This window comes from Geosporobacter ferrireducens, assembly GCF_001750685.1.
GTDB classification, from domain to species: domain Bacteria; phylum Bacillota; class Clostridia; order Peptostreptococcales; family Thermotaleaceae; genus Geosporobacter; species Geosporobacter ferrireducens.
This window is the reverse complement of the sequence record NZ_CP017269.1, coordinates 1,014,979-1,030,042: the sequence shown is the minus strand read 5'-3', so window position 1 is coordinate 1,030,042 and position 15,064 is coordinate 1,014,979. Positions and strand designations below refer to the sequence as shown.

Annotated in this window: 12 protein-coding genes and 3 riboswitches; of the genes, 10 read left to right on the top strand and 2 right to left on the bottom strand. The window is 36.7% G+C overall.

All coding sequences use genetic code 11. The annotated features are described in order from the left end of the window. Positions 1–33 precede the first annotated feature (33 nt). On the bottom strand, positions 34–714 hold the full coding sequence (locus tag Gferi_RS05230) for a Crp/Fnr family transcriptional regulator (protein WP_069974576.1): 681 nt from the start codon (positions 712–714) through the stop codon (positions 34–36). 207 nt (positions 715–921) lie between these two features. Here Gferi_RS05230 and Gferi_RS05225 point away from each other — a divergent pair, with 207 nt between their 5' ends. The 9 genes from Gferi_RS05225 (at position 922) to sstT (ending at position 12,747) form a co-directional block, all read left to right on the top strand. Continuing rightward, on the top strand, positions 922–4,971 hold the full coding sequence (locus Gferi_RS05225) for an acyl-CoA dehydratase activase (RefSeq protein WP_069981311.1): 4,050 nt from the start codon (positions 922–924) through the stop codon (positions 4,969–4,971). Position 4,972: 1 nt separating this feature from the next. Beyond that, the gene (locus Gferi_RS05220) at positions 4,973–5,689 is read left to right on the top strand and encodes an ABC transporter ATP-binding protein (protein WP_236932699.1); all 717 of its coding nucleotides are present in this window, start codon (positions 4,973–4,975) and stop codon (positions 5,687–5,689) included. A gap of 29 nt (positions 5,690–5,718) precedes the next feature. After that, positions 5,719–6,729 carry an ABC transporter substrate-binding protein gene (locus tag Gferi_RS05215; RefSeq protein ID WP_069974574.1) on the top strand — a complete coding sequence of 337 codons (1,011 nt, stop codon included), beginning with the start codon at positions 5,719–5,721 and terminating at the stop codon, positions 6,727–6,729. Continuing rightward, positions 6,704–7,456, top strand: a complete 753-nt coding sequence (locus Gferi_RS05210) for an ABC transporter permease (RefSeq protein WP_069974573.1) — start codon at positions 6,704–6,706, stop codon at positions 7,454–7,456. The genes Gferi_RS05215 and Gferi_RS05210 overlap by 26 nt, the downstream gene beginning before the upstream one ends. Positions 7,457–7,520: 64 nt before the next feature. Further along, positions 7,521–7,642, top strand: a riboswitch (molybdenum cofactor riboswitch). Positions 7,643–7,778: 136 nt separating this feature from the next. Next, entirely contained in the window at positions 7,779–8,030 is a 252-nt protein-coding gene (locus Gferi_RS05205; RefSeq protein WP_069974572.1) for a hypothetical protein, read from the top strand. Between the two features lie 178 nt (positions 8,031–8,208). Then, positions 8,209–8,342: riboswitch (molybdenum cofactor riboswitch) on the top strand. 257 nt (positions 8,343–8,599) lie between these two features. Further along, positions 8,600–9,301 carry an ABC transporter permease gene (locus tag Gferi_RS05200; RefSeq protein WP_069974571.1) on the top strand — a complete coding sequence of 234 codons (702 nt, stop codon included), beginning with the start codon at positions 8,600–8,602 and terminating at the stop codon, positions 9,299–9,301. Next, complete coding sequence (locus Gferi_RS05195) at positions 9,302–10,036, top strand: ABC transporter ATP-binding protein (protein WP_069974570.1); 735 nt, start codon at positions 9,302–9,304, stop codon at positions 10,034–10,036. A 17-nt stretch (positions 10,037–10,053) separates the two neighbouring features. After that, positions 10,054–11,187, top strand: a complete 1,134-nt coding sequence (locus Gferi_RS05190) for a substrate-binding domain-containing protein (protein ID WP_083273389.1) — start codon at positions 10,054–10,056, stop codon at positions 11,185–11,187. A gap of 327 nt (positions 11,188–11,514) precedes the next feature. Next, positions 11,515–12,747, top strand: a complete 1,233-nt coding sequence (sstT, locus tag Gferi_RS05185) for a serine/threonine transporter SstT (RefSeq protein ID WP_069974569.1) — start codon at positions 11,515–11,517, stop codon at positions 12,745–12,747. Positions 12,748–12,983: 236 nt separating this feature from the next. On the opposite strand, the gene Gferi_RS05180 is transcribed toward sstT, so the two are convergent. Next, complete coding sequence (locus tag Gferi_RS05180) at positions 12,984–13,373, bottom strand: ACT domain-containing protein (RefSeq protein ID WP_069974568.1); 390 nt, start codon at positions 13,371–13,373, stop codon at positions 12,984–12,986. 275 nt (positions 13,374–13,648) lie between these two features. Continuing rightward, a riboswitch (guanidine-I (ykkC/yxkD leader) is annotated at positions 13,649–13,745 on the bottom strand. A 399-nt stretch (positions 13,746–14,144) separates the two neighbouring features. Between Gferi_RS05180 and Gferi_RS05175 the strand changes: the two genes are divergently transcribed. Continuing rightward, complete coding sequence (locus Gferi_RS05175; protein WP_069974567.1) at positions 14,145–15,062, top strand: NUDIX hydrolase; 918 nt, start codon at positions 14,145–14,147, stop codon at positions 15,060–15,062. Positions 15,063–15,064: the final 2 nt, after the last annotated feature.

The following is a 15,064-nucleotide window of genomic DNA, read 5'->3' as shown; positions in this document are numbered from 1 at the left end:
TTGATCCAATCAGATGTGGAGTTGTTTTTTTATTCAAAAAGAACAGAGTGCTTCAAGCTTTTCTAAACTGTGTATTTCAATGATTCTCTTGTGAAAGGAAATAATTCCCTGTAGCTGTAAATTCTTAAGTTCCCTGGATAAGGTAGGTCTAGATACATTTATATGCTCAGCCAGAGACTTTTTTGTGAATTTTAGTTTAATGGTATTGCTTTTTTGTTTTTTCTGTTCCAGTATTAGGAAATATGCAATTTTGGAAGGAACAGAATTTAAAGAGAGTATTTCGATGGTGTTATTTAAGGCCAAAACCCTATTGGAGACAGATTCCAGAAACTTAGACATAATCTTTTCATCCTTGGAAAACAGTTTCAAAAGGCTGCATTTATTTATCAAAAAAATATGACTGTTCTCGCAAGTGGAGATCGTGGAAGGATAACAATCGATATTTGCAAATAAGGATGCATCTGCAATAAGATCGTAGGAATATCTCCTGTTTACTGTTATTGCTTTTCCCGATGCAAATATCTTCTGAACATCTACACTTCCATCCAATATAATTCCAAGTGTGTCGGATGGGTGGTGGGGCGAAAATACCACTTCATTTTTTTTGTAGAATTTTATAGTGTATGTAACATCGGATAAAAGGTGAGATACCTCATCCATAGATAAATGATTAAAAAGAACACAATGGGTTAGAGCGTTTATGAGGTTATGCATACTTTTACCCTCCTAAAAAATTTTTTTAGACCAGAAAATATGAAATGTGTATCGTGAGATACTTTTTTATTAGAAATTTAAGTATATAATCACTTTATAGTATAAATGAAAATGATTATCAAAGTCAATTCATCTCGATAAGATATACTTCAATTTTCAACAAGGATATGCTTGTTGAAATTAGAATCAGGAAATGGAGGGCTTGCTTTGTATAGTTTAGGAATAGATATTGGATATTCTTCTATAAAATTCGTACTAATCAATAAAAATTATGAAGTGATGGATCGTACCTATATTTTGCATAAGGGAAGCGTTAAGGAAGAAATAGACCAATATATAAAGCAAATAACAAGTAAATACGGATATAACATAATGACTGGAGCGGTTACAGGACAAGGAAGTAAATTTATATCTGAAAAACAAGGAATTACTTGGATGAATGAAGTGACTGCTTTGGTTGAAGGAAGCAGACATCTTCATTCAGGTATCCATTCGGTGATAGAGATTGGCGGACAGAGTTCAAAATATATAACGAATATGAGTCAATCAGATAATTCCGGTATAAAGATTTCCATTAACTCAAATTGCTCAGCCGGAACGGGTTCATTTTTAGAAGAACAGGTATCCAGATTGGGAATCAGACTCGAAGATTATTCTGCCTTTGCAGAAAAGGCTGCTTCTATACCCAGGATCGCTGGCAGGTGCAGTGTATTTGCGAAAACAGATATTATACATCATCAACAGGAAGGGATAGATGCAAAGGATATACTGCTTGGACTCGCTTATGCACTGGTAAAAAACTATAGAGCCAATGTGATAAAGAAAAATCCGGTTGTAAAGCCTATATTATTTACGGGAGGGGTTGCGTACAACAAAGCAATAGCAAGGGCCTTAAAAGATATTCTCCAGCTTGAAGATGATGAAATCATAATACCTGGCGATTGCGGCAATGTTGCCGCTTTAGGTGCAGCCATCATAGGATTTAGAGATAAACTGCCTCTGGATTTATCCATGATAAAAACAGTAATACAGGAAACCGGAGAGAAATTAAACTTAACAGAAGATGCAGTTGTATTTCCCCCATTAAAAGCCTATGGCAAAGAGGACAGTCTGAATAAACATATCTGCAAGGCAGTGGACTTAGACACTGAAATTAGTGGTTATATAGGACTGGATATCGGTTCAACCAGTACAAATGTTGTGCTGATGGATCAGGAAAGTTATGTTATTGGGTTTAAATACTTAAGAACGCTGGGAGATCCTGTTGAAGCAGTAAGAAAAGGACTCTTGGAAATTAGAAAAGATATTGGAAAGGATATAAGGGTTCTGGGAGTAGGTGCTACTGGTTCAGGCAGATATCTGGCAGGCAGCTTTGTTGGGGCCGACGTCATTATAGACGAAATAACAGCGCAGGCAAAAGCAGCATATACCCTGGATAAAGAGGTGGATACAATCGTAGAAATCGGCGGACAGGATTCTAAATTCATAAAGCTGGAAAATGGAGCTGTGTCGGATTTTGAGATGAATAGGGTTTGTGCTGCGGGAACCGGATCATTTATTGAAGAGCAGGCAAAAAAGCTCAACATACCCATAAGCGAATTTGGAAATTTGGCTATACAATCTGATAATCCGGTGGATTTAGGGGACCGATGTACTGTTTTTATAGAGACCAATATTGCAGCAAGTTTGAGTAATGAAGCAAAAATCGAAGATATCGCAGCAGGTTTAGCTTACTCGATTGTAAAAAATTATTTAAACAAAGTGGTTGGAAAAAAAGAGATTGGCAAGAAAGTATTTTTTCAAGGGGGAGTAGCATATAACCAAGCGGTTTTAAATGCATTTAGAGCGATATTAGGAGATAAGCTGGAAGTACCGGAGTTTTTCAGTGTAACAGGAGCTTATGGTGCTGCAATTTTAGCAAAGGATGCAATGCAAGAATCCCATTCATTATTCAGAGGCTTTGATTATGTTGAAAGTCATGATTTTAAAAAAGCTGCCCCGATGGAAATAAAGCAGGCAAACAACAGTACAAAAGTATTTGAAGAAACTGAAAAATATTATTTAGAGGGGTATGAAAAAACCATAGATCCCAACAAGAAAACGGTAGGGATTCCCAGGGTGCTTTTCTTACACAAGTTATTTCCTTTATTTAATAGTTTTTTTAAGGAATTAGGATTTAATGTTATCCTATCAGACAACAGCAGTGACAAAACGGTGGAATTAAGCCAAGAATTTTCAATGGAGGAAACCTGCTATCCGATCAAACTGATCAATGGTCACGTAGCCCAACTAATGGAGAAGAAAGTAGATTATATATTTTTACCCAGCCTTTATACCATGTCTCATCCAATATCAACCACAAGACAAAACTATGGATGTGTATATATGCAGTGTTTTCCAAAGCTCATCAATAAAACCATGGAATTGGAGCGTCAAGGGATTGAATTATTATCCCCTGCGCTTTCCTTTGAATTTGGCAAGAAGTATATAATGAAAACGCTGATGAAGCTAGGGCAAAAACTGGAGAGAAATCCAGTTCAGACAGGACTGGCATTAGCAAAAGGAATGAAAAGCTTAAAAGACTTTGAATTGAAGGTTGAGAGATTAGGAGAGGAAACAATAAAAAGTTTAGGCAAGGATGAAAAAGCCTTTGTAATTGTCACAAGAGCTTACGGTATAGCGGATCCAGTGTTAAATATGGGCATTCCAGAGAAACTGGAAAAATTAGGATATAAGGTTTTAACCCTGTCAAATTTACCAGCCCATGATCATGATACTTCAAAGGAACATCCGAATATGTATTGGCCATTTGGACAGCATATATTATCTGGCGCACAGATCATTAAACAGCATCCCAATTTATATCCAATATATATAACAAACCATGGCTGCGGGCCCGATACTGTATTGGCCCACTATTTCAAGGAAGAAATGAAAGGGAAGCCTTATCTGAATATAGAAGTAGATGAACACTTTTCAAGTGTAGGTGTATTAACCCGAATAGAAGCATTTGTAAACAGTTTGAAAGCAGAAAAGGGTCAAAGTAATGAAGCCTTAATGCTTAAGCAGTATTCCCAGAGTGTAGTTCACAAGGCCACAAACATTCAACCCAAATTGGATGGAATAGATAAAACAACTGTATTATATTTGCCGTATATGTATCCATATTCTCAGATACTGGCTGCTTACTTGAAGACCAAAGGCTATGAAGCACGGGTACTTCCGCTGACAACTAAGAAAACCTTGGATTTAGGGCGAAAATATACATTGTCTAAGGAATATCTTTCCTTTACAGGACTGTTAGGAGATGTGTTAAACAAAGCAGTAAAATTAAAGGAATCAAATGAAAAATACGGATTTATTATTCCTACATCCGAAGGTGCAGAGGTAAACGGACAATACTATAGATTGCTTAGAGATAAATTAGATGAAGAAAACCTGCATCCGGTAGAGATCATAGCTCCATTTGTTGAAGATGTTATAAAAGACAGTACAATTTCTAAAGATATATTCTTGATGCTTTTAGGAGGAGACTTAATAAATCTTGCACCAAGCAATCAAAGGAAAAAATATTTTGATAAGGTTTATAATCTGATAACAAGAGCAGAATTGTCCATTGATAACCTGAAAAATATGGCAAAAAAAATTCAAAAAGACATGGAAAAACTTAACCACTCCAAGAAAATCTTTGTAGTAGGAGAGGTAAATGTTCTGTTTAACGACTTTATGAATAACCATGCCTTCAAAAGGCTGGAGGAACAAGGGACACTCCTGCTGTATGCTCCCCTAAGTGAATATATGTGGTTTGTATGGAGAGATTATTTATCGCAAAAGGGCAATAAAAAAGAGATAGCCGCCCACAATGCACTCAATCAATTTTCCGGCTATATCAAAGAGATCGCTGAAATATTTGTAAGGGATAAGTTCTTTGAAAAAGATATAGAAAGTCTTGTGAGAAACGCAGATAAATATTTAGGGTTCTACTCAGGGGGAAATGGCAGATACAGGATAGCTAAAATATTAGGAGACTTGAGCTATGTAGAAGGAGTCATCACGGTTTCCTCCATGTATGAAAATACCAATACGATTTTGAACATATTATCCCAGGATGAAAACAAAGCCTTAAGATTACCCGTATTAAATATGACCTTCGATGGAAATGAGAATGAGATAGATCAGTCTAAAATAGATTCTTTTACCTATTATGCACTTCAGGAAAATAATAGAGGGAAAACAAATAATAAAAGGGGGGCCTAGATTGAAACTAGAGGGAGTCAATAAAAATTATGAAGAAATAAGGGTGTTGCACAATCTAAATTTAACAATAGAAGATAAAGAAATAACCTGTATTTTAGGACCTTCCGGGTGTGGTAAATCGACCCTGCTGAATATAATGGCAGGAATTATCAAGCCTGATGCAGGTAGCGTAAAAGGTGATAAAAAGAAGGTAGGATATGTTTTTCAAGAGGATAGATTGCTTCCATGGAAAACCGTATACGAAAACATTAAGATTGTTAATAAAAAAGCCTCAGATTTAAAATTAAAAAGTTTAATTAATATTGTCGGACTGAATCATTTTGAAAATAAGTATCCCGCCCAATTAAGCGGGGGCATGCGGCAAAGATGCTCTATAGCAAGGGCTTTTAATTTTGAATCAGAAATGTTGTTAATGGATGAGCCTTTCAAGTCATTAGACTACGATCTTAGAATGAATATGGTAAAAAGCCTAATTGATATATGGCATAAATGGAATAATTCCATTGTCTTTGTTACCCATGAAATAGATGAGGCCCTATTGTTGGGAAATAAAATTGTCGTTCTCACTAAAAACCCTTGTACCGTTGAAGAAATCATAAATATAAATATCCCACAAAGATTGAGAAACCTGGAAGATAGAGAATTAATTAATATAAGGACGAAACTGATAAGAATTCTTTCAAAACAAAAGAAAGCACATACCTATAAAAGTGCTTAAAAATTTTAGAAAATGAGGAGTGTACAGCAATGAAAAGAGTAATTAGTATGATGCTAATTTTTAGTTTTGCATTTGTAATACTATCTGGATGCACGTCCAAGGTGAACAATGCATTAGAAACACCGGCAGTAAATGTAAAAGAGACAGAAAATGTAAGTATTCAGGTAGCTGCCCCTTCCGGAGCACCAACCCTCAGTATGATAAGAATGTTCAAAGAAATTCCTTCTTTTGGAGACCATATAGAGGTAAGCTATGAATCAGTGAAATCACCAGATTTGATGGCATCAAGAATTCTTTCAGGAGAAATTGACATTGCAGTAGTTCCTACTAACTTGGCAGCTGCACTTTTCAACAAGGGAGCAGACTACAAGCTGGCAGCATCCAGTGTATGGGGAGTACTTTACGTTGTTGGAAATGAAAAGATGGATGGTTGGGAAGCATTAAGAGGAAAAGAAATATATACGATGGGAAGAGGACTTACACCAGATATTGTATTCAGATATCTTCTTTCAAGTAATGGTATAAATCCAGATACGGATGTAACGTTAACTTACATGGGAGAAGCCACAGAACTTGCTTCAGCTTTCATAGCAGGAAAGAGTGCGGTCTCTGTTATCCCGGAGCCTGTATTGTCTAATGTAATGACGAAAAAAGAAGATACGGAAATATTACTGGATCTGCAAGAAGAATGGAGTAAGTTAAATAAGGGAGACTCAAGCTATCCTCAAGCCTCTCTAATCATAAAAAACGAAATTATTGAAAAAAATCCTGAATTTGTCGAAGCATTTTTGCAAGCGTATGAAAACAGCATTCAATGGTTGTATGGAAATGCTGAAAAGGCAGGAGAATACAACGAAGAGCTGCAGACAGGGTTAACGAAGGGAGCTGTAGTGAAAGGCCTTCAAAGGTCTAACATTGAATATCGCAGTGCAAAGGCTGCCAGGGAGGCCATTGAAGCATATTTAAAAGTTCTATTTGAATATTCACCGGAGACAATAGGAGGGAAGCTTCCAGATGAAGGCTTCTATCTTGAAAAATAAAAAGACAAAAGAACTGCTCTATACAACTGTATCGATAATAGTACTGCTGCTATTTTGGAAGATTGTATCAATAATTGTAGATAAAGAAATTTTAATACCTTCCCCTGAGAATACGCTAACTGAGATCATAAGAATCATGAGAATGCCAGATTTTGCAGCATCTGTCACAAATACATTAAAAAGAACCCTGCTGGGATTTATGATTGCATTAGGCGCAGGAATTAGTTTAGGTATGCTGGGCGGTTTTTCAAAACCAGTTTATTATCTGCTAAGGCCCTTTGTGCTGATTCATAAAGCAGTACCTACGATGGCCATGATATTACTTGCCCTCATATGGCTGGAGTCAGAAAGAGCCCCTATTTTAGTAGGTTTTGTGGTAATATTTCCAGTAATATATGAAAATGTGGTCCAGGGAATCAGAAATGTAGATGTCAAATTGGTTGAGATGATGGATATCTATAAGATCAATGTTGTAAACCGGTTAAAGGATTTATATATTCCCTCTATCCGGTCCTACCTTTATGGTGGGATGTCTGCAGCTATGGGTTTAAATCTTAAAATAATAATAGCAGCTGAAGTACTAAGCCAGCCCAAAGTATCCATGGGTACTCATTTTCAAATTGAAAAAGCAAATCTTAATACTGCGGGCGTATTTGCATGGTCTCTCATAACGATATTTTTGGCAGGAATTTTAGAGCAAGCACTTAAGATTGTAAAAAAGAATTGAAATAGTGAGGGTCCCTCACTAATGGTTAATTGACAGAAAACCAACAATATTCTATAATTTAATTAAGGTGAATAATCTCCGAGCTTATGCTCCTGTGGATATACAAATCTATGGAAATTAAGCCGATAGGGTGTAAATGGAAACGTTTATGCCTCCCAGGCGGAAAGGAGAAGGTGATACATAAAAGCGTTTGGCTTATGTTTTTTGAAATAGGGTTGAACGCTACGAAAGATTAAAACTCCTACCGTAATGGAAGGAGTTTTTTTATGGAAAGTATGCATATCCCATATAAAGCGGTTTGACAACTAAAGGGGTGAGATTCTTGGAAAACATAAAATCAGATGGTACATATAAGGAAGTTCTTTATCGTCAACTGCTGCAGCCAATTTTTCAGCAGCTTTGTGCAGGAGAAACGCTCGTGGAAGCCTGTACCACTTTGATTGGAAATACCTATGCTTCTGAACTGTATGCGCTGAGTATCAAGCAGCATGAGATTTTAAAGCAATTAGGATATGAGATAAAAAGGGTCACTATATCGCCAACAAAGGGAACGATAACAATTATAGTCAAGTAGCAATTTAAACCGGTATAGAGAGGTATTTATAACATAATGCTTAAAATGTTTCTGAATATTTTACAGATAATTTAAAAAATAATTTACTTTTGACAAAAATGCAAATATAATGATATTAGGCATGTACCAAATTTTGATGAAAGTAGTATTATCTTAGGGAAATTCCATTAAAAACCAAATAGTAATTATTTTCCGAGTTATATCTTCTAAAGAATGATTTCCATGAAGGTATCACCGATGGTTTATCCAAAAGGGTTTAGTGAGAAATTGCCAAGCCTCCCGTTTTAGGAAAGGAAAATACTATTAGATACAAGCGTGGGCCTATTGTGCTTTACTTGGTAATAGAACAATCCTTTTTGAGGATTGTTTTTTTATATAATAGGAAAGTTTTGCTTTTCTATTATATAAAAAAAGGGGTTGTAGGGGATGAAATCCCCTGACGTACTAAGGAGGGTGCTCAGACTGCGATAGCAGTCGTCGAAGGGAACCTAGGGTTCCCTAGCGAAAGCGTCGTAGACGCTCTTTTTATGGGCAAACAAAGTAGGACAACTTACTAAAGGGGGAACACCATGGATTATTTCAAACAAGCTTTTATTATGGCGATTAAGATGCTATTATCCTTTGATCCTGAGTTGTACGGAATTGTATTTCTCTCACTAAAGATTTCTGCAATTGCAGTAATCATCAGTGCGCTCATAGCCATTCCTATAGGTACAATTATTTCGATAAAGGAATTCAAAGGGAAGTCCCTAGTTATAAACGTCATTAATACCTTAATGGGTATACCGCCTGTTGTCGTAGGTCTTATCGTATATGTACTGCTTTCCCACCAATTTGGCCTTTTAGGCAGCTTTAGACTGTTATTTACACAAACAGCTATGGTGATCGCCCAGATTATGCTTGCTGTACCCATTATTATCGGATTAACCATTGTAGCCATTCATGGAATTAACCCTATTATCCGAACCACAGCAATAAGCCTTGGAGCAGATAAACACCAGCTGCTGTGGACGCTGATCAAAGAAGCCAGATATTCTATAGGTGCATCCATTATTGTAGCTTTTGGCAGGCTCTTAGCTGAAGTGGGTGCCGTCATGATGGTAGGGGGAAATGTACGATTTCAGACGAGAGTGATGACAACAGCAATAGCACTACACAAAGGGATGGGAGAATTTCAGCAAGCACTTGCCTTGGGTATGATACTACTGTTTATTGCTCTGCTCATAAACTCACTATTAGATGCAGCCCGCAGAGGGAAGGGGTGGATTTAGATGAGCCCTGTTTTTGAGATTCAAGGATTAGTCAAGGGGTTTAACGGCAAAACAGTTTTAGATATTGAACATCTTTCGATAGGGAGTAAAGCTGTTACAGCAATTATTGGACCCAGCGGTGCAGGGAAAAGTACCCTGCTGTCTATTCTGAATGGACTGATGAAAGCGGATGTCGGCAGCCTTATCTTTGAAGGTCAGGATATGATTGAAGGCGTTAAACTGGGTGATCCTCTCAGAAGGTCTATGGCGATGGTTTTTCAAAATCCAGTCATGTTTCAGGGCACAGTCTATGATAATATAGCCTATAGCCTAAAAATAAGAAAAGCTCCGGAAAATGATATTAAAGAAAAAGTTAATGAAATATTAGAACTAATAGGGTTAAAGCATATTGCACTTCAGAAAGCAGGGACGATTTCCGGCGGAGAGGCACAGAGAATAGCGCTGGCGAGAGCCATGGTTTTTAGACCAAAGGTGCTGCTTCTGGATGAACCTACAGCCAGCCTTGATCCTGCTAATGTTATGCAGATTGAGAAGCTCATTGTACATGCCAAAAAAGAATTTGGGACATCCGTTATACTGGTAACCCACAATATGTTTCAAGCAAGAAGGCTGGCAGATTATACTGTTTTTATGCTGAATGGAAACATTGTAGAAAGTGGAGATAATGAAAGGATATTTACCAATCCTGCCAATGAAAAAACGAAGGCATTCATCTCGGGTGAGATGGTATATTAAAAAGGGGGAATCGTGTAATGAAAAAGACAAAGCTGACTAAACTCATTGTAACTTTTTTACTTGTTTTCGGCTTGGTTGCGAATATTTTTACTCTATCCTATGGACAGGCTGTTGAAGCCCTAAAGGCTGGAGATCTGGCAAAAACAACGGTAAATGTAAATGTTCGTCTGGGTGCTTCTACAAACAGCAAGATTCAGACTGTAGCAGTGAAGGGAACCCAGATAACGATTGAAGAAAAGGTAAATAACTGGTATAAGGTAAAGCTTTCAAACGGTAAAACCGGCTATATATTTGGAAAATACTTAGATAAAGTGGTACCAACGACTACGCCGGCAGCTGCGTCAAAACAACCGGCACCTATAACACCTCAAAAAACTGAAACGACTTCTGCAACAACAGGGAAAGTAGAATCTACAATGATTCTTGCTACAACTACAAGCACGAAGGATACAGGTCTTTTGGACGTACTTGTTCCAGCCTTTGATAAAAAGTATGGGGTACAGACAAAAGTGATTTCTGTAGGTACTGGTGAAGCGATTGAAATGGCAAAACAGGGAAATGCAGATGTGATTTTAGTCCACGCCAGAAGTTCCGAAGATGCATTTGTTGAAAGCGGATATGGTGTCAACCGTAAAGATGTAATGTATAATTATTATTTTATTGTAGGACCTAAGGATGATCCGGCAAAGATCGCAGAAACTAAGAATGCAGAAACGGCTATGAAAAAGATATTTGATGAAAAGGCGGATTTTGTATCTAGAGGAGATCAATCAGGCACCCATAAAAAAGAGGTCAGCATCTGGGATAAATACAAATTGAAGCCGCAAGGGAATAAATGGTATAAAGAATCAGGCCAGGGAATGGGCGACACCCTCATGATGGCAAGCGAGTTAGGTGCATATACCTTAGTTGACAGCGGGACCTGGTATGCTTTTGCAGATAAAGTGAATTTGAAAGTAGTATTGGAGGGAGACCCAATATTATTTAATCCTTACGGCGTCATTGCTGTAAATCCGGAAAAATATCCTAAAATCCATTACAATGCTGCCATGGCATTTATAGATTTTATCACTTCTGATGAAGGCCAGAATATTATTAAAGAATACAAGAAAAATGGACAAAACCTGTTTGTACCGGATGCAAAAAAATAATGAGGATAAAGGGACAGAAAAAAATCTGTCTCTTTATTATTTGTCTCCCTTTTATTGACTTCCTCTAAAATATGCACTCGATACAGGATTGTTGCTAATGTTGCCAAAATTATTGAATTTGTCACAATAAGGCATAAGCTGGGTACCTGATTGCCGCAAAGTATTAGTATTTAGCTATAGTTTTTACTTTTCAAGGCCTAAGCTTTGTGATAAACTTATCTCTGTGTCATATGTACAAGGAACAACCTGTACTATATCGACATATAGAAAGTGATTGTTCGCTATTCATTGTTACAATCATATCTTATCAACAGGAGGGAAAAAACTATGAGCAATCTAATGAAAAAGTGGAATCAGCTTAGCCTGGTAAAACGAATAATTGTAGGTTTGATTATTGGTATTATCTTGGCATTAGCGGTTCCTGGAGCAGCAAAACCTGTAGTTATTTTAGGTTCTTTATTTGTAGGTGCGTTAAAGGCGATTGCACCCATACTGGTATTCTTCTTGGTAATGTCAGCCATCTCTCAACACAAGAGTGGTCATCAAACCAATATGAAGTCTATTATTACGCTTTACCTTATAGGTACATTCTTAGCAGGATTTATAGCTGTTGTTGCAAGCTTTATCTTCCCAGTAAGCCTATTACTTACCTCTGGCACTGAGAGTGTTGCAGCACCAGGAGGGATTACAGAAGTTCTAAAAACATTGCTTATGAATATTGTGGATAATCCAGTAAGAGCACTTTATAATGCCAATTATATCGGCATATTGTCCTGGGCAGTACTTCTTGGATTTGCTTTAAGAAATGCGCCCGATACGACGAAAACAATGATTTCTAATTTTTCAGATGCAGTATCTCAAATGGTTAAATGGGTCATAAACTTTGCACCATTAGGAATCATGGGGCTTGTATTTGATTCTATTGCAACAGGAGGAATAGAATCATTACGCAGTTACGGACAGTTATTGGCTGTTTTGATTGGCTGCATGGTTTTTGTAGCGCTTGTTATCAATCCAATTATTGCATTCATCATGCTTCGTAAAAACCCATATCCCCTTGTGTTTAAGTGTTTGCGGGAAAGTGGTATTACAGCATTCTTTACACGCAGTTCAGCTGCAAATATTCCCGTAAATATGAGTCTGTGTGAAAAACTAGGGTTGGATAAGGATACCTATTCAGTATCTATTCCATTAGGCGCTACGATCAATATGGCTGGTGCAGCGGTTACCATTTCCGTATTGACTCTTGCTGCGGTACATACCCTTGGGATTCAGGTGGATATTCCTACAGCAATCATCCTCAGTGTATTGTCTGCTGTAAGTGCTTGCGGGGCTTCAGGGGTAGCAGGTGGTTCCCTATTGTTGATTCCTCTGGCATGCAGTTTGTTTGGAATTTCAAATGAGGTAGCCATGCAAGTAGTTGGTGTAGGCTTTATCGTAGGTGTTTTGCAAGATTCTTTCGAAACATCTCTGAACTCATCTACAGACGTACTTTTCACAGCGGTAGCTGAATTTGCAAAGTGGCGTAAAAGAGGAAGAGAAATCGTCATAAATAAGTAGAAATCAAGGTTAAGCGCGAAGCTGCGACAGTATAATGTCCACGTGCGTTAAGCATAGAAAAAGTAAATTTTTAATATAAATTTACTTTTCTAAATAGGATGGTTTTAATTTAGATATTTTTATATAGAGTAAAGATCAGAGTGATAAAGTGATTTTTGTATCTATTCTAAGGCTGCTTGAAAAAGCAGCCTTATTTTTATTTCAATGCACCAGTTTTATTTTGATATTACCCAATCCTATTTTATAACTTCATATCCTTCATTAGTCAATGCGAATAAAGCATTATCTAAATCTATATTCTTAACAAGAATATAGTCTGTATCATATGTAGAGATAGCAAAAATACTTATTCTTTTTTGTGCGAGTACTGTACTAACTGAAGAGAGAATTCCTATCAAAGAAAAATCCAATGGTCCTATGATTTTCAAAATACGCCAATCTTTTTCAGCTACGATACCGTTAGGGATGTTATCTTCATCACACACAATGGATACTTCATCTGATGTTTTTGTTGCAGAAAAAAATTTGCTTTCCTTTGCCCATTCGGGAATTGATTCAGTTTTATCTAACCTGCAAACTCCATACTTCCCATTTAGCAATTCCATAGTTAATATTTTTTTTGACATATACTTTTTCACCCTTTCTTTAATGGTTGAAATTATTTTTGTTCATTCAGTTGATACAGAATTTACAGATGTGTGACTGTGAAATTTAATTTTACTCGGGACGACACGAGGCCGTCCCCTACAATACCAGATTTTCGTAGAGGCAGGTCTTGTGTCTGCCGCTTCATCTTAAGCATTTACAGAAAGCTATTGAAACGAAAGAATCGTTTATTCTCTGCAGTCAGGAAAATAAATAAAAATAAAAAAGCCAACAGGAAATATTATTCTTAAATAAACTCTCCCAGGCTTTTATCCTTCCGTGTACACAATGAAATGTGCGTTTTCTCTTGGACCTGTCCAGCTAAACACTGCGGAACCCTAGAAAACTATATATGAAGTATGAAATTATCGTTGTTATGGGTTGCAACTTATGATTGAATTTTAACATAGAATTGATTTTAGATCAACTGTTAAGCTAAAGATTTAAGAAAATTACCGACAATTCCTATGAGGGATTAGAAGATTTTCAAATACATATAATTTAATTAGATTCTGACAACGTCTTTATGTATGTATGATAATATGCAGGTTTTATTAGAGCTTGAGGATGGTAAAACTCAATTGAAATGGAGTTATAGTACGGCTTAAGGCGTACTATAGCTCCATTTATTTTTAAAAGATTTTAAAAAAGTAAATGGATGATATTGACAAACTGAAATGATAGTATTAAAATGATATTAACAAAATAATAATAACAAATATCTGATCTATTTCATAATATGGAGGGATTGTATGACCACTGTTAACGAAAAAATAAAGTTTTGTGGGCAAGATGAGAAAGAGTTTTTAAAGAATTATAATGCTAACGATTATGATAGACCTTCCGTTACAGTAGACATATTATTGTTCACAATAGTAAATGGTGAGCAGGAAAACTACAGGACGTTACCGGAAAAACAGTTAAAAGTTCTATTTGTTAAGAGAGCGCATCATCCGTTTATGGGAAAATGGGCTCTGCCTGGGGGATTTGTAGGAATTAAAGAAACCCTGAACGATACTGCCTATAGGGTATTAAAAGAGGAAGCAAATGTAGATCGTGTATACTTAGAACAACTTTATACATGGGGTGAGGTAGACAGAGACCCTAGAACCCGAGTAATTAGCAGTTCTTATATGTCATTAGTCAATAATGATCAATTTAATATACAACCAGGGAATACGCAGAATGAGGCTCAATGGTTTAACTTAAAGAGTAAAGTCATTAAGGAGAGTAGAGAAACCACAGAACAAGGTGAGATACGCGAAGAGCTAATTGAAATAAGTTTCACGAATAAGCAGGAGCAGTTTTCAGCAGCAGTGAAGAAGCGAGTTATAACGGAAAAACACTACAGGAAAGCAGATTGGGAAATTATTCATTCTGATCATATTGCCTTTGATCATGCGAAGATCATTCAATATGGCATTGAAAGATTAAAGAACAAACTTGAATACACAGATACTGCATTTAACTTGATGAATGAAAAATTTACGCTGACGGAGTTACAACAGGTATATGAAACGATACTGGATAAACCTCTGTTAAAAGCAAATTTTAGAAGAAAAATAGCAAACATGGTCATTGAGACTAGCGAATATACAAAAGATGCAGGACATAGGCCCTCTAAACTTTATGTATTTAATACTAGATGGCATGATCTGGACGGAATATAATG

Bases quoted from the DNA above. Each gene is read 5' to 3' on its own strand.
- Gferi_RS05230 (WP_069974576.1), bottom strand. From the start codon at position 714: ATGCATAACCTCATAAACGCTCTAACCCATTGTGTTCTTTTTAATCAT.
- Gferi_RS05215 (WP_069974574.1), top strand. From the start codon at position 5,719: ATGAAAAGAGTAATTAGTATGATGCTAATTTTTAGTTTTGCATTTGTA.
- Gferi_RS05210 (WP_069974573.1), top strand. From the start codon at position 6,704: ATGAAGGCTTCTATCTTGAAAAATAAAAAGACAAAAGAACTGCTCTAT.
- Gferi_RS05200 (WP_069974571.1), top strand. From the start codon at position 8,600: ATGGATTATTTCAAACAAGCTTTTATTATGGCGATTAAGATGCTATTA.
- Gferi_RS05195 (WP_069974570.1), top strand. From the start codon at position 9,302: ATGAGCCCTGTTTTTGAGATTCAAGGATTAGTCAAGGGGTTTAACGGC.
- Gferi_RS05190 (WP_083273389.1), top strand. From the start codon at position 10,054: ATGAAAAAGACAAAGCTGACTAAACTCATTGTAACTTTTTTACTTGTT.
- sstT (WP_069974569.1), top strand. From the start codon at position 11,515: ATGAGCAATCTAATGAAAAAGTGGAATCAGCTTAGCCTGGTAAAACGA.
- Gferi_RS05180 (WP_069974568.1), bottom strand. From the start codon at position 13,373: ATGTCAAAAAAAATATTAACTATGGAATTGCTAAATGGGAAGTATGGA.
- Gferi_RS05175 (WP_069974567.1), top strand. From the start codon at position 14,145: ATGACCACTGTTAACGAAAAAATAAAGTTTTGTGGGCAAGATGAGAAA.